25 protein-coding genes and 2 tRNA genes are annotated in these 26,480 nt (G+C 70.5%); 22 read left to right on the top strand and 5 right to left on the bottom strand.

Features of this window, described 5'->3' with window-relative positions; genetic code table 11:
* Positions 1–196 precede the first annotated feature (196 nt).
* Positions 197–610, bottom strand: a complete 414-nt coding sequence (locus ABZV34_RS29200; protein WP_003959770.1) for an SsgA family sporulation/cell division regulator — start codon at positions 608–610, stop codon at positions 197–199.
* Between the two features lie 191 nt (positions 611–801).
* Between ABZV34_RS29200 and ABZV34_RS29195 the strand changes: the two genes are divergently transcribed.
* From ABZV34_RS29195 to ABZV34_RS29180, 4 genes are all read left to right on the top strand, one after another.
* Positions 802–1,236, top strand: a complete 435-nt coding sequence (locus tag ABZV34_RS29195; protein ID WP_356282929.1) for a TIGR02611 family protein — start codon at positions 802–804, stop codon at positions 1,234–1,236.
* A 106-nt stretch (positions 1,237–1,342) separates the two neighbouring features.
* Positions 1,343–1,417 (top strand) — tRNA-Val (locus tag ABZV34_RS29190).
* Between the two features lie 933 nt (positions 1,418–2,350).
* A complete protein-coding gene (locus tag ABZV34_RS29185) occupies positions 2,351–2,797 on the top strand; it encodes an SRPBCC family protein (protein WP_356282926.1) in 447 nt (148 codons plus the stop codon).
* 39 nt (positions 2,798–2,836) lie between these two features.
* Positions 2,837–2,908, top strand: a tRNA-Val gene (locus ABZV34_RS29180).
* 112 nt (positions 2,909–3,020) lie between these two features.
* On the opposite strand, the gene ABZV34_RS29175 is transcribed toward ABZV34_RS29180, so the two are convergent.
* Positions 3,021–3,746: a 3'-5' exonuclease gene (locus tag ABZV34_RS29175; protein ID WP_266697750.1), complete on the bottom strand. Its 726-nt coding sequence runs from the start codon at positions 3,744–3,746 to the stop codon at positions 3,021–3,023.
* A gap of 170 nt (positions 3,747–3,916) precedes the next feature.
* Here ABZV34_RS29175 and ABZV34_RS29170 point away from each other — a divergent pair, with 170 nt between their 5' ends.
* The 3 genes from ABZV34_RS29170 to thrS all read left to right on the top strand — a co-directional run bounded on the left by ABZV34_RS29170 (position 3,917) and on the right by thrS (position 7,788).
* Positions 3,917–4,483, top strand: a complete 567-nt coding sequence (locus ABZV34_RS29170) for a DUF4365 domain-containing protein (RefSeq protein ID WP_356282923.1) — start codon at positions 3,917–3,919, stop codon at positions 4,481–4,483.
* Entirely contained in the window at positions 4,480–5,697 is a 1,218-nt protein-coding gene (locus tag ABZV34_RS29165) for a hypothetical protein (RefSeq protein WP_356282920.1), read from the top strand. The genes ABZV34_RS29170 and ABZV34_RS29165 overlap by 4 nt, the downstream gene beginning before the upstream one ends.
* A 105-nt stretch (positions 5,698–5,802) precedes the next feature.
* Positions 5,803–7,788 carry a threonine--tRNA ligase gene (gene thrS / locus ABZV34_RS29160; protein WP_356282917.1) on the top strand — a complete coding sequence of 662 codons (1,986 nt, stop codon included), beginning with the start codon at positions 5,803–5,805 and terminating at the stop codon, positions 7,786–7,788.
* Positions 7,789–7,867: 79 nt separating this feature from the next.
* Here the strand turns inward: thrS and ABZV34_RS29155 are convergent, their stop codons facing one another.
* Positions 7,868–8,524 carry an ion channel gene (locus tag ABZV34_RS29155; RefSeq protein ID WP_356282915.1) on the bottom strand — a complete coding sequence of 219 codons (657 nt, stop codon included), beginning with the start codon at positions 8,522–8,524 and terminating at the stop codon, positions 7,868–7,870.
* A gap of 67 nt (positions 8,525–8,591) precedes the next feature.
* Here ABZV34_RS29155 and ABZV34_RS29150 point away from each other — a divergent pair, with 67 nt between their 5' ends.
* Complete coding sequence (locus ABZV34_RS29150) at positions 8,592–9,152, top strand: HIT domain-containing protein (protein WP_356282912.1); 561 nt, start codon at positions 8,592–8,594, stop codon at positions 9,150–9,152.
* A 165-nt stretch (positions 9,153–9,317) separates the two neighbouring features.
* Here ABZV34_RS29150 and ABZV34_RS29145 read toward each other — a convergent pair whose 3' ends face one another.
* A complete protein-coding gene (locus ABZV34_RS29145) occupies positions 9,318–11,027 on the bottom strand; it encodes a hypothetical protein (protein WP_356282909.1) in 1,710 nt (569 codons plus the stop codon).
* A gap of 211 nt (positions 11,028–11,238) precedes the next feature.
* On the bottom strand, positions 11,239–13,437 hold the full coding sequence (locus ABZV34_RS29140) for an elongation factor G-like protein EF-G2 (protein ID WP_356282941.1): 2,199 nt from the start codon (positions 13,435–13,437) through the stop codon (positions 11,239–11,241).
* A 242-nt stretch (positions 13,438–13,679) separates the two neighbouring features.
* On the opposite strand from ABZV34_RS29140, the gene pgsA reads away from it, so the two are divergent.
* From pgsA to ABZV34_RS29070, 14 genes are all read left to right on the top strand, one after another.
* On the top strand, positions 13,680–14,399 hold the full coding sequence (gene pgsA / locus ABZV34_RS29135; protein WP_356282938.1) for a phosphatidylinositol phosphate synthase: 720 nt from the start codon (positions 13,680–13,682) through the stop codon (positions 14,397–14,399).
* Positions 14,396–15,322, top strand: coding sequence for a phosphatidylinositol mannoside acyltransferase (locus tag ABZV34_RS29130; RefSeq protein WP_356282906.1), 927 nt, complete (start codon positions 14,396–14,398; stop codon positions 15,320–15,322). The genes pgsA and ABZV34_RS29130 overlap by 4 nt, the downstream gene beginning before the upstream one ends.
* Positions 15,319–16,506 carry a glycosyltransferase family 4 protein gene (locus tag ABZV34_RS29125; protein WP_356282903.1) on the top strand — a complete coding sequence of 396 codons (1,188 nt, stop codon included), beginning with the start codon at positions 15,319–15,321 and terminating at the stop codon, positions 16,504–16,506. The genes ABZV34_RS29130 and ABZV34_RS29125 overlap by 4 nt, the downstream gene beginning before the upstream one ends.
* A gap of 75 nt (positions 16,507–16,581) precedes the next feature.
* The gene (locus tag ABZV34_RS29120; protein ID WP_356282900.1) at positions 16,582–17,127 is read left to right on the top strand and encodes a hypothetical protein; all 546 of its coding nucleotides are present in this window, start codon (positions 16,582–16,584) and stop codon (positions 17,125–17,127) included.
* Positions 17,128–17,347: 220 nt separating this feature from the next.
* Positions 17,348–18,271, top strand: coding sequence for a pyridoxal 5'-phosphate synthase lyase subunit PdxS (pdxS, locus tag ABZV34_RS29115; protein ID WP_356282899.1), 924 nt, complete (start codon positions 17,348–17,350; stop codon positions 18,269–18,271).
* A 12-nt stretch (positions 18,272–18,283) separates the two neighbouring features.
* Positions 18,284–18,886 (top strand): pyridoxal 5'-phosphate synthase glutaminase subunit PdxT, encoded by a 603-nt coding sequence (gene pdxT / locus ABZV34_RS29110; protein WP_356282896.1) that lies wholly within the window; start codon positions 18,284–18,286, stop codon positions 18,884–18,886.
* 78 nt (positions 18,887–18,964) lie between these two features.
* Entirely contained in the window at positions 18,965–19,717 is a 753-nt protein-coding gene (locus ABZV34_RS29105; protein WP_356282893.1) for a YebC/PmpR family DNA-binding transcriptional regulator, read from the top strand.
* Between the two features lie 129 nt (positions 19,718–19,846).
* Complete coding sequence (gene ruvC, locus ABZV34_RS29100) at positions 19,847–20,440, top strand: crossover junction endodeoxyribonuclease RuvC (protein ID WP_356282890.1); 594 nt, start codon at positions 19,847–19,849, stop codon at positions 20,438–20,440.
* Positions 20,437–21,045, top strand: coding sequence for a Holliday junction branch migration protein RuvA (gene ruvA, locus ABZV34_RS29095; RefSeq protein WP_356282887.1), 609 nt, complete (start codon positions 20,437–20,439; stop codon positions 21,043–21,045). The genes ruvC and ruvA overlap by 4 nt, the downstream gene beginning before the upstream one ends.
* Positions 21,046–21,111: 66 nt before the next feature.
* Positions 21,112–22,182: a Holliday junction branch migration DNA helicase RuvB gene (gene ruvB / locus ABZV34_RS29090; protein WP_356282884.1), complete on the top strand. Its 1,071-nt coding sequence runs from the start codon at positions 21,112–21,114 to the stop codon at positions 22,180–22,182.
* Positions 22,183–22,345: 163 nt separating this feature from the next.
* The gene (gene yajC, locus ABZV34_RS29085) at positions 22,346–22,846 is read left to right on the top strand and encodes a preprotein translocase subunit YajC (RefSeq protein ID WP_356282881.1); all 501 of its coding nucleotides are present in this window, start codon (positions 22,346–22,348) and stop codon (positions 22,844–22,846) included.
* A gap of 142 nt (positions 22,847–22,988) precedes the next feature.
* Positions 22,989–24,746: a protein translocase subunit SecD gene (gene secD / locus ABZV34_RS29080; protein WP_356282878.1), complete on the top strand. Its 1,758-nt coding sequence runs from the start codon at positions 22,989–22,991 to the stop codon at positions 24,744–24,746.
* A 1-nt stretch (position 24,747) separates the two neighbouring features.
* Positions 24,748–25,869, top strand: coding sequence for a protein translocase subunit SecF (gene secF / locus ABZV34_RS29075; RefSeq protein WP_356282875.1), 1,122 nt, complete (start codon positions 24,748–24,750; stop codon positions 25,867–25,869).
* Complete coding sequence (locus ABZV34_RS29070; protein ID WP_356282872.1) at positions 25,866–26,414, top strand: adenine phosphoribosyltransferase; 549 nt, start codon at positions 25,866–25,868, stop codon at positions 26,412–26,414. The genes secF and ABZV34_RS29070 overlap by 4 nt, the downstream gene beginning before the upstream one ends.
* Positions 26,415–26,480: the final 66 nt, after the last annotated feature.

Here is a 26,480-nt window from a genome sequence, read left to right as displayed (position 1 = left end):
GGCGGCGGCCCCCGGGGGGGGGGGCGCGCCCCCCCCGGGCGCGGCGCGGGGGTCTGCCGGGGGCGACGGCGCCGGTGTTCGAGATCTGTTCGGTTGTGCCACATGCTGTCGTGCCTAACTCGGTTGTGCCCTATGCGGTTGTGTTAGCCCGAGCCGTCTCCCCGAGTGGACGGCGCCGGGCGGCTCTGTGGGGTCGCTAGCTCTCGGCCAGGATGTGTGAGAGCTCCGTGTCGAGATCGAAGTGCCGGTGTTCCGTGCCCGGGGGCACGGCGGCATCCGTTCGCTTCAGGAAGGACTCCAGGGCCCGCGCCGGGGCCTCGAGCAGAGCCTCGCCCTCCGGGGAGCTCAGGGCGATGCATACGACGCCCTGACCATGACTTCGGGACGGCCAGACTCGGACGTCGCCGGTTCCGGTGGGCCGATGGAGGCCCTCCGCGAGGAGGTCGCGGGCGAACACCCACTCGACGGTTTCCTCGGCTCCGGTGTGGAAGGTGGCGTGCACGGCGTAGGGATCGGCCGTGTCATACCGCAGTCCTGCGGGAACAGGCAGTGAGGACTCGCTCGACACAACGAGGCGCAGGTGCAGCTCGCAGCTGACCGTGGTGTTCATAAGCGCCAGGGCCTTTCGCTCAGTGTGCGCTCGGGGATTCGCACGTCGGCGAAATCGACATGCCACCTACGGTGCCGTTGTAAACCCCTCTGAGTGTTTTGCGTGCCTTTACGTAACTCATCCGGCCGAGGGCGCCTTCGCCGGATAGGGCCATTCCGGTGACTGGTTTCTCTCCGGTAGGGTTTGGTCGTATGAATACGGGGAGTGACGAGCCGGGCGAGAGTGCCATGGCCGATGGCGAGAGCAAGACCGAGCAGCCGCTCGGTTCGCGGGCGCCGGAATTCATCAAGGCGCGTCCCGCGCTGCACCTGAGCTGGCAGGTGGGCGTTTTCGTCGTGGGGCTCGCGGTGGTCGTCGCGGGCGTGATCATGCTGCCGCTGCCCGGTCCGGGCTGGCTGGTGATCTTCGGCGGCATGGCGATCTGGGCGACCGAGTTCGTCTGGGCGCAGCTGGTGCTCCGCTGGACGAAGCGCAAGGTCACGGAGGCGACGCAGCGGGCGCTCGACCCGGCGGTCCGGCGTCGCAACATCATCCTGACGACCGTCGGCCTCGTGATCATCGCGGCCCTCTGCGCCGTCTACCTCTGGAAGTTCGGCTTCCAGATGCCCTGGAACATCAAAGAGTGACAAAGAGTGACAAGAGGTGGCGGAGAGGCGTCCTCGGGACGGCCCCGCAGCGCCCCTGGCCGGTCGGAGTCACCCTCTGACTTGGGGTAATGTTCTCCCTGCGCCCGGGCGATTAGCTCAGCGGGAGAGCGCTTCGTTCACACCGAAGAGGTCACTGGTTCGATCCCAGTATCGCCCACCAGCACGGCTGGCGGCCCCGATCCACGGATACGTGGACAGGGCCGCCTTCGTCGTTTCCGTGCCAGGTCACGACAGGCCGCGTCACTCTGCGTAGCGCGGCGATGGCGCGTAGCGCGTGATCTCGGCCATGGGGCCGTGTGGCCGGAGAGTGACGTCGAGGGCGGACGAAGATGGCCTCGCCGCTCGCCGCTCGCCGCTCGCCGCTCGCCGCTCGGGGCTGGCCCCGGCCTCGGTGGCGGTGACGGTCGCCTGCGGATCGCACCGGCGGGGTGATGGCGCCTCCGCCGGGGGGGCGGGCGTGGCGGGCAGCGGCCGGCGGCTGCACCCCCCTGTGCCCGCCCCCGCTTCGGGTGACCCGCCGTCAGCCCTCGCGTCTGAACCGCACACCGCCTCCGGGTGGCGTCTCCCGTGCCCGGAGATCAAGGGGAAGTGGGACTTCCAGGATTATGTGGCCTTTTGGGAGAAGTTCCGGACCCGGGCCGCCGGTGGAAATCGGCCGGACGTATTCCGGAACGCGGTCGGCTTGTTGCGGAAGTACGACAAGAGAGGTGTGCTGCCCGACCTCAGGGCGCGGATAGGCGCCGGAAATGCTGGAGTCGAGAAGGTCGGCCAAGTCGGCGTAAAGCAATCGGGTATTCCGGTCGGAACCAACACGATGTCACTTGTCGCCGACGAGGGGGTATTTGAGAAGTCGGGCAGCGGGCCGTGGCGGGGGCTGGACCTGGGGCGGGTACCTCGCCACTCCGAAGAAGATCCACGGCGCCCGCGAGGTGTCCGGCGGCACGGACCGCGTCCGCGTCGTTGACGGGCCGTCGGCCGTCGGTCCGCCACTCCGTCAGACCGCCCCCGTCGAAACCGAGTCCGTGACCCCCGGTGCCAGAACGCGGCACGTACCCGCCTCGTGCTCGCGACCCCGGACCGGCACACTCGGTCCATGGACTGGTGTCACTACCGCTTCCGCAGCCTGTGGGTCCTGCCCGCGCCGCCCGCCGACGTCTACCGCGCTCTCGAACAGGCCGAGGACTATCCCCGCTGGTGGCCCCAGGTCCGCGAGGTGCGCCCGGCCGACGAACGGAGCGGCGTCATCCGTGTCCGCTCGTTCCTGCCGTACGACCTCGTGTTCACCGCACAGGAGGTGCGCAGCGACCCGGTCGCCGGGGTGCTGGAGATCGCGATGTCGGGCGACATCGAGGGCTGGGCCCGCTGGACCCTGTGCCCCGACGGGCCGGGCACCCGCGCCCGGTACGACCAGGAGGTCGACGTGCGCAAGCCCCTGCTGCGGCGGTTCGCCCTGCCGGGACGGCCTCTGTTCCGGCTCAACCACGCCCTGATGATGCGTGCGGGGCGGCACGGACTGAGGACCTCGCTGCGAGCGGTTTGAACGACACCCGCCACAACCTGTATTGTTCAGTGCGTTCCCGGGCGATTAGCTCAGTGGGAGAGCGCTTCGTTCACACCGAAGAGGTCACTGGTTCGAACCCAGTATCGCCCACCGGGAAAGGCCGGTCCGTCGCAGACGGACCGGCCTTCTTGCCTACCCGGACGGACGGCGCCGGTGTCCACGCGGGCCGCCGTGACCTCGCGTGGGCCGTCGCACGCCCCGCTCAAGCCGCCGCGGACAGCTCCGGCCGCAGTGGCCACGACGGATCGACCGACTCCTCCGAGCCGCTGCGCGCGAACCAGGCCTGCAGCCCACGCGCCTGCGCCGCGTGCCACACCGACTGCAAGGTGTGCAGCTCGGCCGGGGAGAGCCGCTCCAGCCGGGGCGCGAAGCGGCGCCCCACCGCCCTCACCACCTCCATCGCGGCCAGCGCGTCGGCCGCCGCGTCATGCGCGCCCTCCAGCGCGACGCCGTAGTGCGCGCACAGGTCGGTGAGCGTGCGCCGGCCCTTGCGGTAGCGGTCCAGATGTTTGTCCAGGACCCGTGGATCGAGCACGCGCAGCGGCGCCGACTCGAACCAGCGGTCGAGACAGGACGCCCGGTGCCGACGCAACTCCCGGTCCAGCAGCGTCAGATCGAACGGCGCGTTCATCACCACCAGTGGGCGGCCCACCGCGGCCTGCTCGTCCAGCACCCTGACTATCTCGTCCATCACCGGCGACGGCCAGCGGCCGTTGCGCTGCAGATGTTCCTCCGTCAGCCCGTGCACCGCCGTCGCGCCCTCGGGCACCGGGACACCCGGGTTCACCAGCCACCGGGTCACCCGGGGGCGGGAACCCGCGGCGTCCTGGACGACGACGGCGGCCGACACGATCCGGTCGGTCTCGACGTCCACGCCCGTGGTCTCCGTGTCGAACGCGGCCAAGGGGCCCTCGTACCAGCACGTCATACGCACACAACTCCTCGTTCACCCACGGCAGCTGACGCACCGTCTTCTGCCCGTTTGGTGATACCCGGGCTGTTTGCGCCGTACGCCGGAAGGAGACAACAGAGGTACGGGTCTTTGCAGTTCAGCGGCCCGTCGCGGGGATTCTCTTGGCTTGGAAGGCTGTTGGACTCATGGCAATCGCGCAGCCCGAGCGGGGTGGGCTGCTGCCCCAGCGGACGGCACCCCATCGCGGCACGCTCGCCACCACCGCCTGCATGGAGACACTGCAGGTCGGCTACCTGCACGCCGTCGCCGCGGCGGCGGGCTGCTCCCTGTCCCAGCCCTTTCCGGACAACGGGATCGACTGGCACGTCAGTCACAGCGGTCCGGGACACACGGTCGACGACGAAGTCACCATCAAGGTGCAGCTCAAGTGCACCTACCAGATCCCGCCGAACCCCCCGGGTCCTGCCTTCTCCTTCACGCTCGACAACGAGCACCTGGCGAAGCTCGCCCGCACCCCGGTCTCGGTGCACAAGATCCTGGTCGTGATGCTCGTGCCCCGGTCCCAGGACGACTGGCTGCGCGCCAGCCACGACCGCCTCGACCTGCGGCACTGCTGCTATTGGATCAACCTCGCCGGGCAGCCCGTCACGGGCCGGCGCAGAACCACCGTCCGCATACCGACCTCGCGCATCTTCGACGACCGGGCCCTGTGCGAGATCATGACGCGGGTCGGGACGGGAGGCAGGCCATGACGCACCGCCCGATCGACGAACCCCTCCGGCCGGTCAGGCCGCACCCCGCCGAGGCCCACTGGACCGAACCGCCCGAACCCGGCCAGGTCGACCCCGCCGTGCTCAGCGCCCTGCTGCACCGGCACGGCTGGCAGCGCCGCGGCGGCGCCGCGGGACGGTACGGCAGGTGGACCCCACCCGGGCCCGGCGGCTCGGGCACCAGTCTGCTCGTTCCGGAGAACCGGGCCTTCCCCGACAGCGACGACCTTCTCGGCGAGGCCCTCGACGCGCTCTCCCGCAGCGGGTCCCCCTCCGCGCGCGACGTGCTGGTCGCCCTCGCCGTGCCCAGCGACGAGATCCGCTGGTGGCGCGATGTCCCGACCGGTCCCGTCGGCGCCACGCCCTGGAGCGTCGAGGAGCGGCTGCGCTCGGCCGCCCGCCAGATGCTGCTCGCGGCCGCCCTCGCCACCCGCGCGCGGGCCGGCTACTACGGCACCCGGTACCGCAGGCCCGCCGCCGCGTCCCTGGAGAACATCCTCGTCGGCGCCGAACCGGGCGGACGCCGGCTCACCGCCTTCGTGCCCGTGGACACCGGCCGGTCGCTGGCCATACGCCTGCACCAGGCCCTGTACGCCGCCCGCGAGGCCATCGACTACCAGCGGGCCACCGGCGGCATGGACGCCTTCGACGCGGCCGTCGAGGCGGGCGTCAGCCATGAACTCACCGAGGCCGTCGTCGCCCTCGTACGCGGTACCGAGGGTGCCCGCGTCGCCGTCGAGTGGGCGCCCGCGGCCGGCGTCCCCGAGGGCTGCGCGGCGCCCGACGAGGCCGTCGAGTTCTCGCCGGGCGACGTGCCCGTGCTGCGCGAGGCCGCGGCCCGGTATCTGCGTGAGGAGCCGTCCGTGCCGGTCAGGATCACCGGCGCCGTGGTGCGGATGCGCAGGTCGGAGCCGCGCGGCGAGGGCACCGTACGACTGCGGGTCATCGCGGGCGCGGAGGTCCCGTACGTGCGCGTGACCCTCGACGAGGAGGCCTACCGGATAGCGGGACAGGCGCACCTCGTGGGGCTGCCGGTGCGGGTGCACGGGCGGCTGGAGAGCCGCGGCGGCTTCCGCAGGCTCACGGACGCCTCCGGGGTCGTACCCGTGCAGGTCGACGAGGCCGAACGCGACCGGCTGATGAAGTCGCTCCAGGAGAATCTGGACTTCTTCGAGGAGGCGTGCAGCGGGGACTGAGCCCGGACCGGCGGGAACCGTTTCGCGGAGGGGGGCCTCGGCTCGGTACGATTCCTGTCTGCGCCCGCGCGTAGCGGTGCGCCCACCTTCAGGCAGGAGAGTCCGGTGTCAGACGTCCGTGTGGTCATCCAACGCGATTCCGAGCGGGAAGAGCGCGTGGTGACGACGGGCACTACGGCCGCCGATCTCTTCCCGGGCGAGCGCACCGTCGTCGCGGCGCGCGTGGCCGGCGAGCTGAGGGACCTCGCGTACGAGGTGCAGGACGGCGAGGAGGTCGAGCCCGTCGAGATCTCCTCACCGGACGGCCTCAACATCCTGCGCCACTCCACCGCGCACGTCATGGCCCAGGCCGTGCAGGAGCTCTTCCCCGACGCCAAGCTCGGCATCGGCCCGCCGGTCAAGGACGGCTTCTACTACGACTTCGACGTCGAGAAGCCGTTCACGCCCGAGGACCTCAAGGCCGTCGAGAAGAAGATGCAGGAGATCCAGAAGCGCGGCCAGCGCTTCTCCCGCCGCGTGGTCACCGACGAGGCCGCCCGCGAGGAGCTCGCCGCGGAGCCGTACAAGCTGGAGCTCATCGGCATCAAGGGCTCCGCGGCCGCCCAGGACGGGGCCGACGGCGCGGACGTCGAGGTCGGCGGCGGCGAGCTGACGATCTACGACAACCTCGACGCCAAGACCGGCGAACTGTGCTGGAAGGACCTCTGCCGGGGTCCTCACCTGCCCACCACCCGGAACATCCCGGCGTTCAAGCTCATGCGCAACGCCGGCGCGTACTGGCGCGGCAGCGAGAAGAACCCGATGCTCCAGCGCATCTACGGCACCGCCTGGCCGTCCAAGGACGAGTTGAAGGCGCACCTGGACTTCCTCGCCGAGGCCGAGAAGCGCGACCACCGCAAGCTGGGCAACGAACTGGACCTCTTCTCCATCCCGGACCAGATCGGTTCCGGCCTCGCCGTCTTCCACCCCAAGGGCGGCATCATCCGCCGGGTCATGGAGGACTACTCGCGCAGGCGCCACGAGGAGGAGGGCTACGAGTTCGTCTACACCCCTCACGCGACCAAGGGGAAGCTCTTCGAGACCTCGGGCCACCTGGACTGGTACGCCGACGGCATGTACCCGCCCATGCAGCTCGACGAGGGCGTGGACTACTACCTCAAGCCCATGAACTGCCCGATGCACAACCTGATCTTCGACGCGCGCGGCCGCTCGTACCGCGAACTGCCCCTGCGCCTCTTCGAGTTCGGGACCGTGTACCGGTACGAGAAGTCGGGCGTCGTGCACGGTCTGACCCGCGCCCGCGGCTTCACGCAGGACGACGCGCACATCTACTGCACCAAGGAGCAGATGGCGGACGAGCTCGACAGGACGCTCACCTTCGTCCTGAACCTGCTGCGCGACTACGGCCTCACGGACTTCTACCTCGAGCTGTCCACCAAGGACCCGGAGAAGTTCGTCGGCTCCGACGAGGTCTGGGAGGAGGCCACCGAGACGCTGCGGCAGGTGGCGGAGAAGCAGGGCCTCCCGCTCGTCCCTGACCCGGGCGGCGCCGCGTTCTACGGCCCGAAGATCTCCGTCCAGACCAAGGACGCCATCGGCCGGACCTGGCAGATGTCGACCGTGCAGCTCGACTTCAACCTGCCCGAGCGCTTCGACCTGGAGTACACCGGTCCCGACGGCACCAAGCAGCGTCCGGTGATGATCCACCGCGCGCTGTTCGGTTCCATCGAGCGTTTCTTCGCGGTGCTCCTCGAGCACTACGCGGGCGCGTTCCCCGCCTGGCTGGCGCCCGTCCAGGCGGTCGGCATCCCGATCGGTGACGCGCACGTGGAGTATCTGCAGAAGTTCGCCACCGAGGCGAAGAAGAAGGGCCTGCGCGTCGAGGTCGACTCGTCCTCCGACCGCATGCAGAAGAAGATCCGCAACGCGCAGAAGCAGAAGGTGCCCTTCATGGTCATCGCGGGCGACGAGGACATGGCGGCCGGCGCCGTCTCCTTCCGCTACCGCGACGGCTCGCAGGAGAACGGCATCCCCCTCGACGAGGCGATCGCCAAGATCGCGAAGATCGTCGAGGAGCGCACGCAGGTCTGACGCGCCGAGTGATCGGACGCGCGGAGTGATCGGACGCGCGGAGTGATCGGAGCCGTACGGCGAGAGGCCCCCGGGGAGTTCACCACCCCGGGGGCCTCTCGTCGTCCTCGCGCGCGAACACGTGCAGCAGCCACGACGAGAACGACCCCGTGACCGCGCCGAGCAGCGCCAGACCGCACGCCATCAGACCCACCGCGATCGTGCGTCCGAGCACGGTCACCGGGACGACGTCCCCGTAGCCCACCGTCGCGAGGGTGGAGCAGGTCCACCACACCGAGTCACCGAAGGTGCGGATCGTCGCATGCGGCGCCGAGTGCTCCTGCTGGTAGACGGCGAGAGCGCCGGCGAAGCCGAGCAGCAGCACCGACAGACCCGCGTAGAAGGCCACGCGCGCGTACAGGGCGAGACGGGGCCGTCCGCGACGGCGCTGCACGGCCTCGTACACCTTGACGACGCGCAGCGGGCGCAGCAGGGGCAGGACGAGCACCAGTGTGTCCAGCCAGTGGGCCGGTACGAAGCGGGGACCCTGGCCGCTCAGCCGCCAGCGCACTCCGTAGTCGACCAGGAACAGAACCCAGGCGGCCAGCAGCGCGGCCAGGCACGCGTCCCGTGCGACGGGCGGCAGACCGTGACCGAGAACCAGCACCGCGTAGGCGGTGAGAAACAGCAGCGAGCAGAGACCGAGCGGGACCTCGGTGTGCCGTTCCCAGCGGGTCTGCGGGCTGTCGTCGTCCACCGGCCCAGCTTGGCCCGGGGCGCATTCCGGAGAGCCCCGCCGACACGCCGCGAACGGGCGAAGCAATATGCTGCACCACATGACGAGTGAGCCGGAGCAGCAGATCGGAGTGGGGACGCAGGACGCGTTCCAGCGCTTGTGGACGCCCCACCGGATGGCTTACATCCAGGGCGAGAACAAGCCCACCGGCCCGGGGGCCGACGACGGCTGTCCGTTCTGCTCGATCCCCGCCAAGTCCGACGAGGACGGGCTCATCGTCAAGCGCGGTGAGCAGGTGTACGCGGTGCTCAACCTCTACCCGTACAACGGCGGCCATCTCATGGTGGTGCCCTACCGCCATGTCGCGGACTACACGGACCTGACCGGTCCGGAGACCGCCGAGCTCGGCGAGCTGACCAAGCAGGCCATGACCGCGCTGCGGGCCGCGTCGGGCGCGCACGGCTTCAACATCGGCATGAACCAGGGCACCGTGGCCGGGGCGGGTATCGCCGCCCACCTCCACCAGCACATCGTGCCCCGCTGGGGTGGCGACACCAACTTCATGCCGGTCGTCGGCCACACCAAGGTCCTGCCCCAACTGCTCGCGGACACCCGCGAGATGCTCGCCGAGGCGTGGCCCAGGCCGTAGCCCGGCCAGGGCTGCGAAGGGACCGGAAAGGGGGCGTGGGAATTCACGCCCCCGGCCTTTCCCAGGGGCCGCCCGACCTCCGTGGCCCGCTCTCCGCCCCGCGCACGCCCGCGCCCCCTGACGGCACACACGCGGGCCGCCGCCTCCGGCTGATCCGCCCGAGGCCTACGCGTCGTAGACGTCGTCCTTCTTCGGTGTCGGGTCCTGCACCGCGCCGCTGAGCACGGAGGTGCGGCCGTCGAACTTCGTGGTGTCCACGTTGTGGCCCTTGAGGAACTCGATGACCGCCTCGTGCACCACCCGGAGCACGGGGGTCGCGGAGCGCAGTACGTCGTCGGTCATGAAGCGGTTCTTCCAGGGCTGGTCGGCCCAGGCGTGCCGCAGTCCGAAGGGCTCGGGAAGGGTCAGTGAGCCGCCGAGCCAGTTCAGGAGCGGCGGGTACCAGGTGAACGGGGCACGGGCCGCGAGCCGTACGACCTCGTCGTTGCCGACCAGCGGGAGCTTCACCGTGCGGGTCTCCCAGAACTTGACCGTCTTGGCGACCTTCTTCTCCTTGGCCGCCGGCTTGCCCATGAACAGGCCGTTCACCGGTCCCAGGGCATGACCCGTGAGCTCGATGCGCAGGGTCTTGTGCAGCACGGTCACCGAGACGAGCATGCTGATCACCAACTGGCCGTCGTGGAGGGTCCACTGGACGCCCAGGTAGTGCCGCTCGCCCTTGTTGTACTGCTGCTTGTTGCAGATGTCCCGGATCTGCTGGAGGTTGACCTGGTGGGCCGTGCTGCCGCTCGGGCGGGTGACGGCCTTGGCGCTCGCCGGGATGTGCGTGACGACCCAGTGCCGGATCTCGGGCTTGGGGAAGCCGCCGGTGGTCAGCGGGCTCGTGTGGAGCCGCTCCATCGCCCGCTCGACGGCGCTGACGACGTCGAAGCTCTGGAACCTGTTGATCTCCGGAGCCGGTACCAGGTGCTTGGCCAGCTCCGCGCTCAGCGACCCCACCTTCTGCATCTGGTCCGAGACGACCGGCACCAGGTCCTCGGCGAGGTGCCAGTGCCCCCAGCGGGTGCCCATGCCGAGGATGCCCTTGGGGCCGGCGTAGAAGACCGAGTTCGACCGCTGCTCGTCGCGCAGCTCGCCGAACGCCTGGCGCAGCCGCTCGGCCCGGGTGTCGCCGGGGCTGCTGGGGACGGACTCGGGGACCCGGGCGCCCACGGTGCTGCCGGAGAGGAGGTTGTTCCAGCGGACGCGCAGGTCCTTCGCGGTGCGCTCGCAGATCTGCTTCGCCAGCAGCCAGCCGACGACCGGCGCGACGATCGCGCCCCGCACGTACCAGGCCAGGGGACCGGTGAAGGGCAGCCGGATCATGGCGATCACGGCGACGACGCCCACGGCGACGAGGAGCGCGGTGGCGAGGGCGGAGGCCCGCTTGTCCTCGCGCTTGGAGACGGCTGTCCGTATCTGGAAGACCAGCAGCCACAGCAGCAGCCCCGGCAGGAAGAGCAGACCGCAGAGCGTCATCACGACCGTCAGGCGGGTGTCGCGCTCCTTGCGGAGGCGGTTGGCCGCCAGACAGTGCTCGACCACCGCCTGCGGCTCGATGCCGAAGGACTGGACGACCGGACTGCGGCCGACGCCCAGCATGCGGGTCACCACCGCCTGGGCGAAGGCCTCGCCGAGGTTGGGCCGGAAGATCGTCGCCCACTTGCGGCCCGGGTTGACCTTCGACTCGTGCCACTCGTTGTTGGCCTCGAGGATCTTCCCGGCCTCGTCGTCCCGGTACGCGGCCGAAGCCAGGGCGTACGTCGCCGTCTCGTCCGAACCCGAGCGTGGAACCTGTGGCCCGAAGATGTCCTCGAAACCGGTTGGAACCGTCATTCCCGCCCCCATCGCCGCCGGTGTCGCTTCTGCGGCTTTTCCCGACTTCCCTGCCCCGCACACCTGTTGATCAGTCAGTCATGGTGATCGAGTCACCACGTCATCAGTCATCAGCTTGATCAGGTCATCAGCGTATCGGCAGGCGGCGGCCTTCGTCGGCGGACGGCCGAAGCCGCCCGCCGAGGGTGAACCGGAGCGCGTCCGGTGTGAACTACAAGGCCTCCCGCGTCCGTTCGCGCATCCTTTCGGCGATCTGCGGCGGCATCGGCTCGTGCCGCGCGTAACTGCGCTGGAAACGTGCGGTGCCGTGCGAGAGCGAGCGCAGATCGACGGCGTACCGGCCGATCTCCATCTCCGGCACCTCGGCCCGTACGAGCGTGCGTCCGCCGCTCGTCTGCTCCGTGCCGACGACCCGGCCGCGCCGCCCCGAGAGGTCGCTCATCACGGCGCCCACGTAGTCGTCGCCGACCATGACGGTCACTTCGGCGACCGGCTCCAGGAGATGGATCCTCGCCTCGGCGGCGGCCTCGCGCAGCGCCAGCGCGCCCGCGGTCTGGAAGGCGGCGTCGGAGGAGTCCACCGAGTGCGCCTTGCCGTCGAGCAGGGTGATCCGCACGTCGATGAGCGGATGGCCCGCGGCCACGCCCCTGGCCGCCTGGGCGCGCACGCCCTTCTCGACGGACGGGATGAACTGCCGGGGCACCGCCCCGCCGACGACCTTGTCCACGAACTCGATGCCCGAGCCGTTCGGGAGGGGTTCGACCTCGATCTCGCAGATCGCGTACTGGCCGTGGCCGCCGGACTGCTTCACATGGCGCCCGCGCCCCGCGGACCTGGCCGCGAACGTCTCCCGCAGGGAGACCTGGTGCGGGACCACGTCGACCTGGACGCCGTACCGGCTGCGCAGCCGCTCCAGGGCGACGTCCGCGTGCGCCTCGCCCAGACACCACAGGACCACCTGGTGGGTGTGCTGGTTCTGTTCCAGGCGCATGGTGGGGTCCTCGGCGACCAGTCGGCCGAGCCCCTGGGAGAGCTTGTCCTCGTCGGCCTTGCTGTGCGCCTCGATGGCGAGCGGCAGCAGCGGGTCGGGCATCTGCCACGGTTCCATCAGCAGGGGGTCGTCCTTGGCCGAGAGCGTGTCGCCCGTCTCCGCCCGGTTGAGCTTCGCCACGCACGCCAGGTCGCCCGCGATGCAGTGGGTGAGGGCGCGCTGCTGTTTGCCGAACGGCGCGGACAGCGCGCCGACGCGCTCGTCGACGTCGTGGTCCTCGTGGCCGCGGTCGGTGAGCCCGTGCCCCGAGACGTGCACCGTCTCGTCGGGGCGCAGGGTGCCGGAGAAGACGCGGACGAGCGAGACCCGGCCGACATAGGGGTCGCTGGCCGTCTTCACGACCTCCGCGACCAGCGGACCGTCCGGGTCGCAGGCCCTGACCTCGCGCGCCGCGCCGTCCGGGGTGGTCACCGCCGGTGCCGCGCGCTCCAGCGGGGTCGGGAAGCCGCCGGTCACGAGCTCCAGGAGCTCGACCGTGCCGAGTCCCTGCCGGGCGCCGTCGGCGGCGGGCGCGGCGGCCAGCACGGGGAAGAACGCCCCGCGCGCCACGGCCCGCTCCAGATCCTGCACCAATGTCTTGAAATCGATCTCCTCGCCGCCGAGATAGCGGTCCATGAGGGTCTCGTCCTCGCTCTCGGCGATGATTCCCTCGATCAGCCGGTTGCGCGCCCGCGCGATCAGCGGCAACTGCCCGTCCACCGGCTCGGCCTCCTCGCGCTCACCGGACGAGTAGTCGAACAGCCGCTGGGACAGCAGTCCGATCAGCCCGGTCACCGGCGCGTGCCCGTCCGGGCCCGGCTCTCCGTGCAGTGGCAGATAGAGCGGCAGTACGGCGTCCGGGTCGTCGGCGCCGAAGGCCTCCGCGCAGATCCTGGTCATCGTGTCGAAGTCGGCGCGGGCCGATTCGAGGTGGGTGACCACGATGGCCCGCGGCATGCCGACGGCCGCGCACTCCTCCCACACCATCCGGGTCGAGCCGTCCACGCCGTCCGAGGCCGAGACCACGAAGAGGGCCGCGTCCGCGGCGCGCAGACCGGCCCTGAGCTCCCCGACGAAGTCGGCGTATCCGGGGGTGTCGAGGATGTTGATCTTGTATCCGTCCCAGCTGACGGGTACCAGGGAGAGCTGCACCGAGCGCTGCTGCCGGTGCTCGATCTCGTCGTAGTCGGATACGGCGGTGCCGTCCTCCACCCGGCCCGCCCGGTTCACGGCTCCCGCTGTCAGCGCGAGAGCCTCCACCAAAGTCGTCTTGCCCGATCCGCTGTGGCCGACCAGCACCACATTCCGTACGGATGCGGGGTGGTCGGCCGCCGTAGCCCTGCCGGCGGCTCCGGGGTGTGCGTTCGCCTTGTCGCCCATGGCCTTGCCTCCCGTGCACGGTGAGGTCTCTGTGGGCGCGGGCACGACGGATCCTTCCCCGGACCGGGTCCAGGGGTACCCCCAGCGGTACGGCTCCGATGACGCCCGCGGTGACTTCGAGCTTTGCACTCGCGTCACGGTGCGTCCATACGGAGGACGCGATCGCGCCGTGCCGTCCGCGAGTCCCCGCGTGACACGGGGTGCGGGTGCCCGGCCGTCGCACATGCGCGCGCGTGACTACGATGGGCCAGCCGGGGGCCAGCAGGGGCCGCCCGGCGACACCGAACCTCGGGAAGGCCATGCTGAACAAGTACGCGCGTGCATTCTTCACGCGTGTCCTCACACCGTTCGCCGCGTTTCTCATCCGCCGGGGGGTGAGCCCCGACACGGTCACCCTCCTGGGCACGGCCGGAGTGATGGCGGGCGCGCTGGTCTTCTACCCCCGGGGAGAGTTCTTCTGGGGCACGATCGTCATCACGCTCTTCGTCTTCTCCGACCTCGTCGACGGCAACATGGCGCGCCAGCTCGGCCGCTCCAGCCGGTGGGGGGCCTTCCTGGACTCCACGCTCGACCGGGTCGCCGACGGGGCCATCTTCGGCGGCTTCGCGCTCTGGTACGCGGGCAACGGCGACAACAACGTGCTCTGCGCCGTCTCGATCTTCTGTCTGGCCAGCGGGCAGGTGGTCTCGTACACCAAGGCCCGCGGCGAGTCGATCGGTCTGCCGGTCGCCGTCAACGGGCTGGTGGAGCGCGCCGAACGCCTGGTGATCTCCCTGGTCGCGGCGGGCCTCGCGGGGCTGCACAAGTTCGGGGTCCCGGGCATCCAGTGGCTGCTGCCCGTCGCGCTGTGGATCGTCGCCGTCGGCAGCCTGGTGACGCTCGTCCAGCGGGTCGTCACGGTCCGCCGGGAGTCCGCAGAGGCCGACGCGGCCGCCGCGCACAACAGCGGGGCCACGTCGTGACCAGCCTCCAGGACAGACTGGTGGACGGGGCGTACGCGCTCGGCTGGAGCACCGTCAAAACGCTCCCGGAGCCGGTCGCCGTACGTCTCGGCCGCACCATCGCGGACATCGCCTGGAGGAAACGCGGCAAGGGCGTACTGCGCCTGGAGAGCAACTACGCGCGCGTGGTGCCCGACGCGGGTCCGGAACGGCTCGCGGAGCTCTCCCGGGCGGGCATGCGCTCCTACCTCCGTTACTGGATGGAGTCCTTCCGCCTTCCCGCCTGGAGCCGGGAGCGCGTGGCGACGGGCTTCGACCCCAGGGACGCGCACTACCTGACGGACGGCATCGCCTCCGACCGGGGTGTCATCCTCGCCCTCCCGCACATGGGCAACTGGGACCTCGCGGGCGCGTGGGTCACCACGAAGCTGGAGACGCCCTTCACCACCGTGGCCGAGCGCCTCAAGCCGGAATCGCTGTACGACCGCTTCGTCGCCTACCGCGAGGGCCTCGGCATGGAGGTCCTCCCGCACAGCGGCGGCACCGCGTTCGGCACCCTGGCCCGGCGGCTGCGCGACGGGGGCATGGTCTGCCTGGTCGCCGAACGCGATCTGTCCGCGTCCGGCGTCGAGGTCAAGTTCTTCGGAGAGGCCACCCGGATGCCCGCGGGCCCGGCGCTGCTGGCCCAGCAGACCGGCGCGCTGCTCCTCCCGGTGACGCTCTGGTACGACGACTCACCGGTGATGCAGGGCCGTGTGCATCCCCCCGTCGAGGTCCCCGAGACAGGTACCCGGGCCGAGAAGACGTCTGTCATGACACAGGCGCTGGCCGACGCCTTCGCCACGGGTATTTCCGACCATCCGGAGGACTGGCACATGCTGCAGCGCCTGTGGCTCGCCGACCTGGAGCCCCGCCCCGAACCGTCCGACGGGGAGCGGCCGTGAAGATCGGCATCGTCTGCCCGTACTCGTGGGACGTACCGGGCGGCGTCCAGTTCCACATCCGCGACCTCGCCGAGCACCTCATCCGTCTCGGGCACGAGGTCTCCGTCCTCGCCCCCGCGGACGACGAGACACCCCTGCCGCCGTACGTCGTCTCGGCGGGGCGCGCGGTCCCGGTGCCCTACAACGGCTCCGTGGCGCGCCTGAACTTCGGCTTCCTGTCGGCGGCCAGGGTGCGGCGCTGGCTGCACGACGGCACCTTCGACGTGATCCACATCCACGAACCGACCTCGCCGTCCCTGGGACTGCTCGCGTGCTGGGCCGCGCAGGGGCCCATCGTGGCCACCTTCCACACCTCCAACCCGCGCTCCCGGGCGATGATCGCGGCCTACCCGATCCTGCAGCCCGCGCTGGAGAAGATCAGCGCGCGGATCGCGGTGAGCGAGTACGCGCGGCGCACGCTCGTCGAGCATCTGGGCGGGGACGCGGTCGTCATCCCGAACGGCGTGGACGTCGACTTCTTCGCCCGCGCCAAACCCCAGCAGGAGTGGCAGGGCGACACACTCGGGTTCATCGGCCGCATCGACGAGCCCCGCAAGGGTCTGCCCGTCCTCATGAAGGCGCTCCCGAAGATCCTCGCCGAACGCCCCGCGACCAGACTCCTGGTGGCCGGCCGGGGCGACGAGGAGGAGGCCGTCGAGTCCCTGCCCGCCGAGATGCGCTCACGGGTCGAGTTCCTCGGCATGATCAGCGACGAGGACAAGGCCCGCTTCCTGCGCAGCGTCGACGTGTACGTGGCACCCAACACCGGCGGCGAGAGCTTCGGGATCATCCTGGTGGAGGCCATGTCCGCGGGGGCGCCGGTGCTCGCCTCCGACCTCGACGCCTTCGCCCAGGTGCTCGACCAGGGAGCGGCCGGGGAACTGTTCGCCAACGAGGACGCGGGCGCGCTGGCCGCCTCCGCCCTACGCCTGCTCGGTGACCCCGGGCGCCGTGCCGAACTGCGCGCCCGGGGCAGCGCCCACGTACGGCGCTTCGACTGGTCCACGGTCGGCGCCGACATCCTGTCCGTGTACGAGACGGTGACGGACGGGGCGGCGGCGGTGGCGGCGGACGAACGGACGGGGCTGCGGGCACGGTTCGGGCTGGCCCGGGACGAGCGCGGGGGAGTGGGCGGAGGGCGTTGACGCCCTCCTGCGTGGCCGACGCCCGCGCAGGGGACGTGAGGGGCGGGTGACCACGCCCGAGTAGCCTTGCGGCCCGTGACCGCAACCTTGATCTGGATCCTCGTCGGCCTCGCCGCGATCGGCCTCTACCTGAGCTGGACCGCGGGGCGTCTCGACCGGCTGCACGCCCGGATCGACGCCGCGCGCGCCGCACTCGACGCGCAGCTGTTGCGCCGGGCCTCGGTCGCGCAGGAGCTGGCGACCTCCGGGGTGCTCGACCCGGCCGCCTCGATCGTGCTCTACGAGGCGGCGCACGCCGCCAGACAGGCGGAGGAGGAGCAGCGCGAGGTCGCCGAGAGCGAGCTGAGCCAGGCTCTGCGGGCCGTCTTCGGAGAGACGCAGCAGGTGGAGGCCGTGCGGGAGGCGCCGGGCGGGGACGCGGCGGCGAGTGAGCTGGCGCAGGCCGTGCGGCGGGTGCCGATGGCCCGGCGGTTCCACAACGACGCCGTGCGGGCGGCACGGGCGTTGCGCAGGCACCGCACGGTGAGGTGGTTCAGGCTGGCCGGTCATGCGCCCTTCCCGATGGCCTTCGAAATGGACGACGAGCCACCTACCGCGCTGGCGGACCGGCCCACCACCTGAGCCGCCCGCTGTCTCGCCGTCCCTGGGGGCTCCGCCCCCGCACCCGCCGTTCGCCCCGGACGGCGGGGTCTGGGGCGGAGCACCCAGGAGGAGGGGCCGGGCAGGGGCGACCGGGGCGGGAAAACGAGCCACCGGGTCCCCATTGGCCCTTGCAGTGGCCTGGTCCACTCCCGTTTCCTCGGTATTGCAGCAACCCTCTTTCACCGAGTGAGGTCAACCCGTGTCCAGCACGCTCCCCACCCCCGCCCGCCCCGAAGACGACGCGGCGACCGGCACCGCCCGAGTGAAGCGCGGCATGGCCGAGCAGCTCAAGGGCGGCGTGATCATGGACGTCGTCAACGCCGAGCAGGCGAAGATCGCCGAGGACGCGGGCGCCGTGGCCGTCATGGCGCTCGAGCGGGTGCCCGCCGACATCCGCAAGGACGGCGGCGTGGCCCGGATGTCCGACCCGAACATGATCGAAGAGATCATCGAGGCCGTCTCCATCCCGGTGATGGCGAAGTCCCGCATCGGCCACTTCGTCGAGGCCCAGGTCCTGCAGTCCCTCGGCGTCGACTACATCGACGAGTCCGAGGTCCTCACCCCGGCCGACGAGGTCAACCACTCCGACAAGTGGGCGTTCACCACCCCCTTCGTCTGCGGTGCCACCAACCTGGGCGAGGCCCTGCGCCGCATCGCCGAGGGCGCCGCCATGATCCGCTCCAAGGGCGAGGCCGGCACCGGCAACGTCGTCGAGGCCGTCCGTCACCTGCGTCAGATCAAGAACGAGATCGCCAGGCTGCGCGGCTACGACAACAACGAGCTGTACGCCGCGGCCAAGGAACTGCGCGCCCCGTACGAGATCGTCAAGGAGGTCGCCGAGCTCGGCAAGCTCCCGGTGGTGCTGTTCTCCGCGGGCGGCGTCGCCACTCCGGCCGACGCGGCACTGATGCGCCAGCTCGGCGCCGAGGGCGTCTTCGTCGGCTCCGGCATCTTCAAGTCAGGCGACCCGGCCAAGCGCGCCGCCGCCATCGTGAAGGCCACCACCTTCTACGACGACCCGAAGATCATCGCGGACGCGTCCCGCAACCTCGGCGAGGCCATGGTCGGCATCAACTGCGACACCCTTCCCGAGGCCGAGCGCTACGCCAACCGCGGCTGGTAGGACACACCCCTCATGAGCACCCCCGTCATAGGCGTCCTGGCCCTCCAGGGCGACGTACGGGAGCACCTCATCGCCCTGGCCGCGGCCGACGCCGTGGCCAGGGCGGTACGGCGCCCCGAGGAACTCGCCGAGGTGGATGGCCTGGTCATCCCCGGCGGTGAGTCCACCACCATCTCCAAGCTGGCCCACCTCTTCGGCATGATGGAGCCCCTGCGCGCGCGTGTGCGTGAAGGGATGCCCGTGTACGGCACCTGCGCCGGCATGATCATGCTCGCCGACAAGATCCTCGACCCGCGCTCGGGGCAGGAGACCATCGGCGGCATCGACATGATCGTGCGCCGCAACGCCTTCGGACGCCAGAACGAGTCCTTCGAAGCGGTGGTCGCCGTCGAGGGCGTCGAGGGCGACCCCGTGGAGGGCGTCTTCATCCGTGCGCCCTGGGTCGAGTCCGTGGGTGCGGAGGCCGAGGTGCTGGCCACCCACGAGGGCCACATCGTCGCCGTGCGCCAGGGCAACGCGCTCGCCACCTCGTTCCACCCCGAACTGACCGGAGACCACCGCGTGCACGGCCTGTTCGTCGACATGGTGCGCGCGAACCGGACACCCGGCTCCTAGTAGGATCTGGGAATCCCCCAGGCTCTTAAAGTGTGGGGGAGTTCGTACAGGATCGGGTTACGCGAAGGAGACAGGCAGATGTCCGGCCACTCTAAATGGGCTACGACGAAGCACAAGAAGGCCGTGATCGACGCCAAGCGCGGCAAGCTCTTCGCGAAGATGATCAAGAACATCGAGGTGGCGGCCCGCACGGGCGGCGCCGACGTGTCCGGCAACCCGACGCTCTTCGACGCCATCCAGAAGGCCAAGAAGAGCTCGGTCCCGAACAAGAACATCGACTCGGCGGTCAAGCGCGGCGCCGGCCTCGAAGCCGGTGGCGCCGACTACGAGACGATCATGTACGAGGGTTACGGCCCGAACGGCGTCGCGGTGCTCATCGAGTGCCTCACCGACAACCGTAACCGCGCCGCCTCGGACGTCCGCGTCGCCATGACCCGCAACGGCGGCAACATGGCCGACCCGGGTTCCGTCTCGTACCTCTTCAACCGCAAGGGCGTCGTCATCGTCCCCAAGGGTGAGCTGACCGAGGACGACGTCCTGGGTGCCGTGCTCGACGTGGGCGCCGAGGAGGTCAACGACCTCGGTGAGTCCTACGAGGTCATCTCCGAGGCGACCGACCTGGTCGCCGTGCGCACCGCGCTCCAGGACGCCGGGATCGACTACGACTCCGCCGACGCCAACTTCGTCCCGACCATGCAGGTCGAGCTCGACGAGGAGGGCGCCCGGAAGATCTTCAAGCTGATCGACGCGCTCGAGGACAGCGACGACGTGCAGAACGTCTTCGCCAACTTCGACGTCAGCGACGAGGTCATGGAGAAGGTCGACGCCTGAGCGCCGACAGCCGAACGGGCCGACGGGACACACCCCGTCGGCCCGTCGCGTTGTCAGTGGCACCCGATAGCCTGCACGAACAGGCGTCACCGGTGGGTGACCGGGGGAGATCGACGAAGGGGGACCGGGGTGCGGGTACTGGGTGTCGACCCCGGACTGACCCGATGCGGTGTCGGCGTGGTCGAGGGAGTCGCGGGCCGGCCCCTGACCCTGCGCGGGGTCGGTGTCGTACGCACCCCGGCGGACGCCGAGTTGGGCCTGCGCCTCGTCGCCGTCGAGCAGGGCATCGAGCGGTGGCTCGACGAGTACGCGCCCGAATACGTCGCGGTGGAGCGGGTGTTCAGCCAGCACAACGTCCGTACGGTGATGGGCACCGCCCAGGCCAGCGCCGTCGCCATGCTCTGTGCCGCCCGGCGCGGCATCCCCGTCGCCCTGCACACCCCGAGCGAGGTCAAGGCCGCCGTCACCGGCAACGGACGCGCGGACAAGGCCCAGGTCGGCGCGATGGTCACCCGGCTGCTCAGGCTGGACGCGCCGCCCAAGCCCGCCGACGCCGCCGACGCTCTCGCGCTGGCGATCTGTCACATCTGGCGCGCCCCCGCCCAGAACCGGCTCCAGCAGGCCGTCGCACAGAACCGACTCCAGCAGGCGGCCGCCCTGCACGCGGCGCAAGCGGCGTCGCAGGCCGCACCGCACCACGCATCGAAAGGCCGTACCGCATGATCGCCTTCGTCAGCGGCCCGGTCGCCGCTCTCGCCCCCGACTCAGCGGTGGTGGAGGTCGGCGGCATCGGCATCGCCGTCCAGTGCACGCCGGGCACCCTCGCCGCGCTCCGCATGGGACAGCCGGCCAGGCTCGCCACCTCCCTGGTCGTCCGCGAGGACTCCCTGACCCTGTACGGCTTCGCGGACGACGACGAGCGCGGGACCTTCGTGCTGCTCCAGACCGCGAGCGGTGTCGGCCCCCGCCTCGCCCAGGCCATGCTCGCCGTGCACACCCCGGACGCCCTGCGCCGGGCGGTCGCCACGGGGGACGAGAAGGCCCTCACCGCCGTACCCGGCATCGGCAAGCGGGGAGCCCAGAAACTCCTGCTGGAGCTCAAGGACCGGCTCGGCGAGCCGCTCGGCCGGGGCACCGGGATCGGCGCCCCCGTCAGCACCGGCTGGCGCGAGCAGCTGCACGCCGCGCTCATCGGCCTCGGGTACGCCACCCGCGAGGCCGACGAGGCGGTCTCCGCGGTCGCTCCGCAGGCCGAGGCCGAGGAGGGCGCGCCCCAGGTGGGCCGGCTCCTGAAGGCCGCCCTGCAGACCCTCAACCGCGCCCGCTGACCCGGCGGCCCCCGCCCGACCCGACCGGCGCCCGCCGACCCACCACCACACCGCGAGGCACACGCAATGAACTGGGACGACACGACCGACGAGACCGCCGCCGACCGGCTCGTCGGCGCGTCCGCCGACCGTGAGGACCAAGCCGTCGAGGCGGCCCTGCGCCCCAAGGACCTGGACGAGTTCATCGGTCAGGAGAAGGTCCGCGAGCAGCTCGACCTCGTGCTGCGCGCCGCCCGCGCCCGCGGCGCCACCGCCGACCACGTCCTGCTCTCCGGCGCCCCCGGCCTGGGCAAGACCACCCTCTCGATGATCATCGCGGCCGAGATGGGCGCCCCCATCCGCATCACCAGCGGCCCCGCCATCCAGCACGCCGGGGACCTCGCCGCGATCCTCTCCTCGCTCCAGGAGGGCGAGGTGTTCTTCCTGGACGAGATCCACCGCATGTCCCGGCCCGCCGAAGAGATGCTCTACATGGCCATGGAGGACTTCCGCGTCGACGTGATCGTCGGCAAGGGCCCGGGAGCCACCGCGATCCCCCTGGAGCTGCCGCCGTTCACCCTGGTCGGCGCCACCACCCGCGCGGGACTGCTGCCGCCCCCGCTGCGCGACCGCTTCGGCTTCACGGCGCACATGGAGTTCTACGAGCCCGCCGAGCTGCAGCGTGTCATCCACCGCTCCGCGAACCTCCTCGACGTCGAGATCGGCGCCGAGGGCGCCGCCGAGATCGCCGGCCGTTCCCGCGGCACCCCCCGTATCGCCAACCGTCTGCTGCGCCGGGTCCGGGACTACGCGCAGGTCAAGGCCGACGGCATCATCACCCGTGAGATCGCCGCCGCCGCGCTGAAGGTCTACGAGGTCGACGCCCGTGGCCTCGACCGCCTCGACCGAGGAGTCCTGGAAGCCCTGCTCAAGCTCTTCGGCGGCGGTCCGGTGGGGCTGTCCACGCTCGCGGTCGCCGTGGGGGAGGAGCGGGAGACCGTGGAGGAGGTCGCCGAGCCCTTCCTGGTACGCGAGGGACTGCTCGCCCGTACGCCCCGTGGTCGCGTCGCGACTCCGGCCGCATGGGCACATCTCGGGCTCACCCCGCCCCAGCGGGCCATGGGGGGAAACGGACAAGGGGACCTGTTCGGGGCGTGACGGCGCGGGCACTCGCGGGGTCAGGAACCCCGGTGCCATGCTGAGCGTTGTTCCCTGAGTGCGGACTCGCTTAGACTCCGCCGGTGCCGCCCTAGTCGACGGCTTACATACCCCCATCCAGCAGGCCGCTCACCATCGCGGTCGAAGAAGGAAGTTCCGACCCGTGAGTCTCGTGACCCTCCTCCCGTTCATCGTGCTCATCGGGGCCATGTTCCTGATGACCCGGTCTGCCAAGAAGAAGCAGCAGCAGGCTGCTTCCATGCGCAACGACATGCAGCCCGGCTCCGGCGTGCGCACGATCGGTGGCATGTACGCCACTGTCAAGGAGGTCAACGAGGACTCGGTCCTTCTTGACGCGGGTCCCGGCGTGGACCTCCTCTTCGCGAAGAACTCGATCGGCGCCGTCCTCACCGACGACGAGTACAACCGCATCGTGCACGGCGCCGAGCACGACATCGAGGCCGACGGCCCGGTTGTCCCGGACGACGCCTCCTCCCTCACCGAGACCGACGAGCCCGCCGCCGACGCCTCTTCCGACGCCTCCGACGACAAGCCCATCGACCTCGGCAAGAAGGACGCCGCGGACGAGCCCGCCGACGCGAAGGCGGCCGAGGGCGACGCAGCAGAGCCGAAGAAGACCGACGGCGAGACCGGCGCGAAGTAGCATCCCCCGGGGAACACGGCGCGATCCGCTCGCGCCCCGTGAACCCCAGGGACGTGCCTCTGTCGCACGGAGTCCCGACACCATGTCATGGCCGCCCACGCGCTGACCCCGCGCGAGGCGGCCCGAGAGGGAGTACGAGAAGGTGGCAGCACCGAAGAAGGGCCGGAGCGCGAGTGCCCAGAGCAGGCCGGGGCGCTCGCTCGCCCTCATCCTGATCGCCATCGTGGCGCTCACCGGGGGGATGTTCCTCTCCGGGCATTCCACCCCCCGTCTCGGCATCGACCTCGCCGGCGGCACCAGCATCACGCTGGAGGCGAAGAACGAGCCGGGCCAGCCGAACGCGATCAACAAGACCAACATGAACACCGCGGTCGACATCATGAACCGCCGTGTCAATGGTCTTGGTGTCTCCGAGGCAGAGGTCCAGACCCAGGGCGATCGCAACATCATCGTCAACGTCCCCAAGGGCACGAACTCCGAGGAGGCCCGGAAGCAGGTCGGTACCACCGCCAAGCTCTACTTCCGCCCGGTGCTGGCCACCGAGGTCTCCGGGAAGGCCGTGCCGGCCAGCCCCTCGCCGAGCGCCTCCAGCAGCGACTCCTCGAAGGACAAGGCGAGCGACAAGGCGACGTCGTCGAGCTCCGCGACTCCGTCGGCCACTGCCACCTCCCAGGGCCGTGCGGTCACCGACGCCCTGAAGGCCGATGCCACGCCGTCCACGAGCGCCTCGGCGAAGGCGTCGGCCTCCACCGCCGCCACGCCGTCGCCGAGCGGCAGCGTCGACCCCGCGACCGCCAAGCTCCAGGCCCAGTACGCCGCGCTCGACTGCACCGACAAGGCCGTCCGCGCCAAGACCGGTGACGGCATCAAGCCCACCGACCCCACGGTCGCCTGCGGCAAGAACTCGTCGGGCCAGTGGCAGAAGTACGTGCTCGGCGCCGCCGAGGTCTCCGGCACGGACATCAAGAGCGCCGCGGCCGTCTTCGACACCCAGAGCGCCGCGGGCTGGAAGGTCACCATGGACTTCACGTCCGGTGGCTCCAACAAGTTCGCCGACATCACCGGCAAGCTCGCGAAGAACCAGTCCCCGCAGAACCAGTTCGCCATCGTCCTCGACGGTGAGGTCGTCTCCGACCCGTACGTCAGCCAGGCGCTGACCGGCGGCAACGCGGAGATCTCCGGCAGCTTCACGCAGACCGAGGCGCAGGCCCTGGCCAACATGCTGAAGTACGGCGCGCTGCCGCTCACCTTCAAGGAGGCGAGCGTCACCACCGTGACGGCGGCCCTCGGCGGCGAGCAGCTGCACGCCGGTCTGATCGCGGGCGCGATCGGCCTGGGCCTGGTCATCATCTACCTGGTGGTCTACTACCGGGGCCTGTCGGTCATCGCCATCGCCTCCCTGATGGTCTCCGCCATCCTCACGTACGTGATCATGGCGTTGCTCGGCCCCGCCATCGGGTTCGCGCTGAACCTGCCGGCGGTCTGCGGCGCGATCGTCGCGATCGGTATCACGGCGGACTCGTTCATCGTGTTCTTCGAACGCATCCGGGACGAGATCCGCGAGGGCCGCAGCCTGCGCCCGGCCGTCGAGCGTGCCTGGCCGCGCGCCCGGCGCACCATCCTGGTCTCCGACTTCGTGTCGTTCCTCGCCGCCGCGGTGCTCTTCATCGTCACCGTCGGCAAGGTCCAGGGCTTCGCGTTCACCCTCGGTCTGACCACCTTGCTCGACGTGGTCGTCGTCTTCCTCTTCACCAAGCCGTTGATGACGATCCTCGCCCGCAAGAAGTTCTTCGCGAGCGGTCACAGCTGGTCCGGACTGGACCCGAAGCGACTGGGCGCCCAGCCGCCGCTGCGCCGCACCCGTCGCGCGTCCGCCCCCGTCGACACGAAGGAGGCGTGAGATGTCGAAACTCGGCACCCTCGGCGCCCGGCTCCACCGCGGTGAGATCGGCTACGACTTCGTCGGCAAGCGCAAGATCTGGTACGCCATCTCGATCCTGATCACCATCACGGCCATCCTCGGTCTGACGGTGCGCGGCCTGAACATGGGCATCGAGTTCCAGGGCGGAGCCGTCTTCACGACGCCGAAGCACATGTCGTCGTCGGTGAACCAGGCCGAGACGTACGCGCAGGACGCCTCCGGTCACGACGCCATCGTCCAGAAGCTCGGCGACGGCAGCCTGCGCATCCAGATCGCGGGCATCGACACCGACAAGTCGGACCAGATCAAGGACCAGCTCTCCAAGGACCTGAAGGTCGACTCGGAGAAGATCAACGCCGACCTGGTCGGTCCCAGCTGGGGTGACCAGATCGCCAACAAGGCCTGGGAGGGCCTGGCGATCTTCATGGTCCTCGTCGTGATCTACCTGGCCATCGCGTTCGAGTGGCGCATGGCCATCGCCGCTCTGGTCGCCCTGATCCACGACATCACCATCACGGTCGGCATCTACGCCCTGGTCGGCTTCGAGGTCACCCCGGGCACCGTGATCGGTCTGCTGACGATCCTCGGTTACTCGCTCTACGACACGGTGGTCGTCTTCGACAGCCTCAAGGAGCAGACGAAGGACATCACCAAGCAGACCCGGTACACGTACAGCGAGATCGCCGACCGCTCGATCAACGGCACCCTGGTCCGTTCGATCAACACCACGGTGGTCGCGCTGCTGCCCGTCGCCGGCCTGCTGTTCATCGGTGGCGGCGTGCTCGGCGCGGGCATGCTCAACGACATCTCGCTCTCGCTGTTCGTCGGCCTCGCCGCCGGTGCGTACTCCTCGATCTTCATCGCCACGCCGCTCGTCGCCGACCTCAAGGAGCGCGAGCCGCAGATGAAGGCGCTCAGGAAGCGCGTGCTCGCCAAGCGCGCCCAGGCCGCCGCGAAGGGCGACCCCCTGGACGAGCCGGTCTCGGCCGTCCCGCTCGACGACGACGAGTCGGACGACGCCACACCGGCGGTCGTCGGCCCGCGCAACCAGCCCGCGTCCCGCAACCGGGGCCGCGGCCGACCTTCGGGGAAGCGCCGATGACCGAGCTGACGGACGTCTCCACGCTGCTGCTCAGCCGTATCCGCGACGTGGCCGACTATCCGGAGCCGGGCGTGATGTTCAAGGACATCACGCCCCTGCTGGCCGACCCGGTGGCCTTCGAGGCGCTCACCGGCGCGCTCGCGGAGATCGCCGTCCGCACCGGGGCGACGAAGATCGTCGGCCTGGAGGCCCGCGGCTTCATCCTCGGTGCCCCGGTCGCCGTCCGCGCCGGGCTCGGCTTCATCCCCGTACGCAAGGCGGGCAAGCTCCCCGGAGCGACCCTGTCGCAGACGTACGACCTGGAGTACGGCTCCGCCGAGATCGAGGTGCACGCCGAGGACCTGGACACGGGCGACCGCATCCTGGTCGTCGACGACGTCCTCGCCACCGGCGGCACCGCCGAGGCCTCGCTCCAGCTCGTCCGCCGGGCGGGCGCCGAGGTCGCGGGCGTCGCCGTCCTGATGGAGCTCGGCTTCCTCGGCGGCCGAGGCCGCCTGGAACCCGCTCTCGCGGGCGCTCCGCTGGAGGCACTCCTCCAGATCTGAGCAATCCCCAACAGCTCGGAACGGTTCGGAACAGCTCGGAACAGCTCGGGAAAGACCCAGGAAAGC

It is taken from the genome of Streptomyces sp. NPDC005195, from assembly GCF_040608315.1.
GTDB lineage: Bacteria > Actinomycetota > Actinomycetes > Streptomycetales > Streptomycetaceae > Streptomyces > Streptomyces kaempferi.
Note: the sequence above shows the minus strand (reverse complement) of the source record. Positions and strands in the feature narration are given on the sequence as shown.

Excerpts from the sequence above, each read along its gene's own strand:
- ABZV34_RS29070 (WP_356282872.1), top strand. The coding sequence starts at position 25,866 with ATGACCGAGCTGACGGACGTCTCCACGCTGCTGCTCAGCCGTATCCGC.
- ABZV34_RS29195 (WP_356282929.1), top strand. The coding sequence starts at position 802 with ATGAATACGGGGAGTGACGAGCCGGGCGAGAGTGCCATGGCCGATGGC.
- ABZV34_RS29165 (WP_356282920.1), top strand. The coding sequence starts at position 4,480 with ATGACGCACCGCCCGATCGACGAACCCCTCCGGCCGGTCAGGCCGCAC.
- ABZV34_RS29200 (WP_003959770.1), bottom strand. The coding sequence starts at position 610 with ATGAACACCACGGTCAGCTGCGAGCTGCACCTGCGCCTCGTTGTGTCG.
- pgsA (WP_356282938.1), top strand. The coding sequence starts at position 13,680 with ATGGGCCAGCCGGGGGCCAGCAGGGGCCGCCCGGCGACACCGAACCTC.
- ABZV34_RS29185 (WP_356282926.1), top strand. The coding sequence starts at position 2,351 with ATGGACTGGTGTCACTACCGCTTCCGCAGCCTGTGGGTCCTGCCCGCG.
- ABZV34_RS29170 (WP_356282923.1), top strand. The coding sequence starts at position 3,917 with ATGGCAATCGCGCAGCCCGAGCGGGGTGGGCTGCTGCCCCAGCGGACG.
- secF (WP_356282875.1), top strand. The coding sequence starts at position 24,748 with ATGTCGAAACTCGGCACCCTCGGCGCCCGGCTCCACCGCGGTGAGATC.
- pdxT (WP_356282896.1), top strand. The coding sequence starts at position 18,284 with ATGAGCACCCCCGTCATAGGCGTCCTGGCCCTCCAGGGCGACGTACGG.
- ABZV34_RS29145 (WP_356282909.1), bottom strand. The coding sequence starts at position 11,027 with ATGACGGTTCCAACCGGTTTCGAGGACATCTTCGGGCCACAGGTTCCA.
- ABZV34_RS29150 (WP_356282912.1), top strand. The coding sequence starts at position 8,592 with ATGCTGCACCACATGACGAGTGAGCCGGAGCAGCAGATCGGAGTGGGG.
- ABZV34_RS29140 (WP_356282941.1), bottom strand. The coding sequence starts at position 13,437 with ATGGGCGACAAGGCGAACGCACACCCCGGAGCCGCCGGCAGGGCTACG.
- ABZV34_RS29105 (WP_356282893.1), top strand. The coding sequence starts at position 18,965 with ATGTCCGGCCACTCTAAATGGGCTACGACGAAGCACAAGAAGGCCGTG.
- ABZV34_RS29175 (WP_266697750.1), bottom strand. The coding sequence starts at position 3,746 with ATGACGTGCTGGTACGAGGGCCCCTTGGCCGCGTTCGACACGGAGACC.
- ruvA (WP_356282887.1), top strand. The coding sequence starts at position 20,437 with ATGATCGCCTTCGTCAGCGGCCCGGTCGCCGCTCTCGCCCCCGACTCA.
- ruvB (WP_356282884.1), top strand. The coding sequence starts at position 21,112 with ATGAACTGGGACGACACGACCGACGAGACCGCCGCCGACCGGCTCGTC.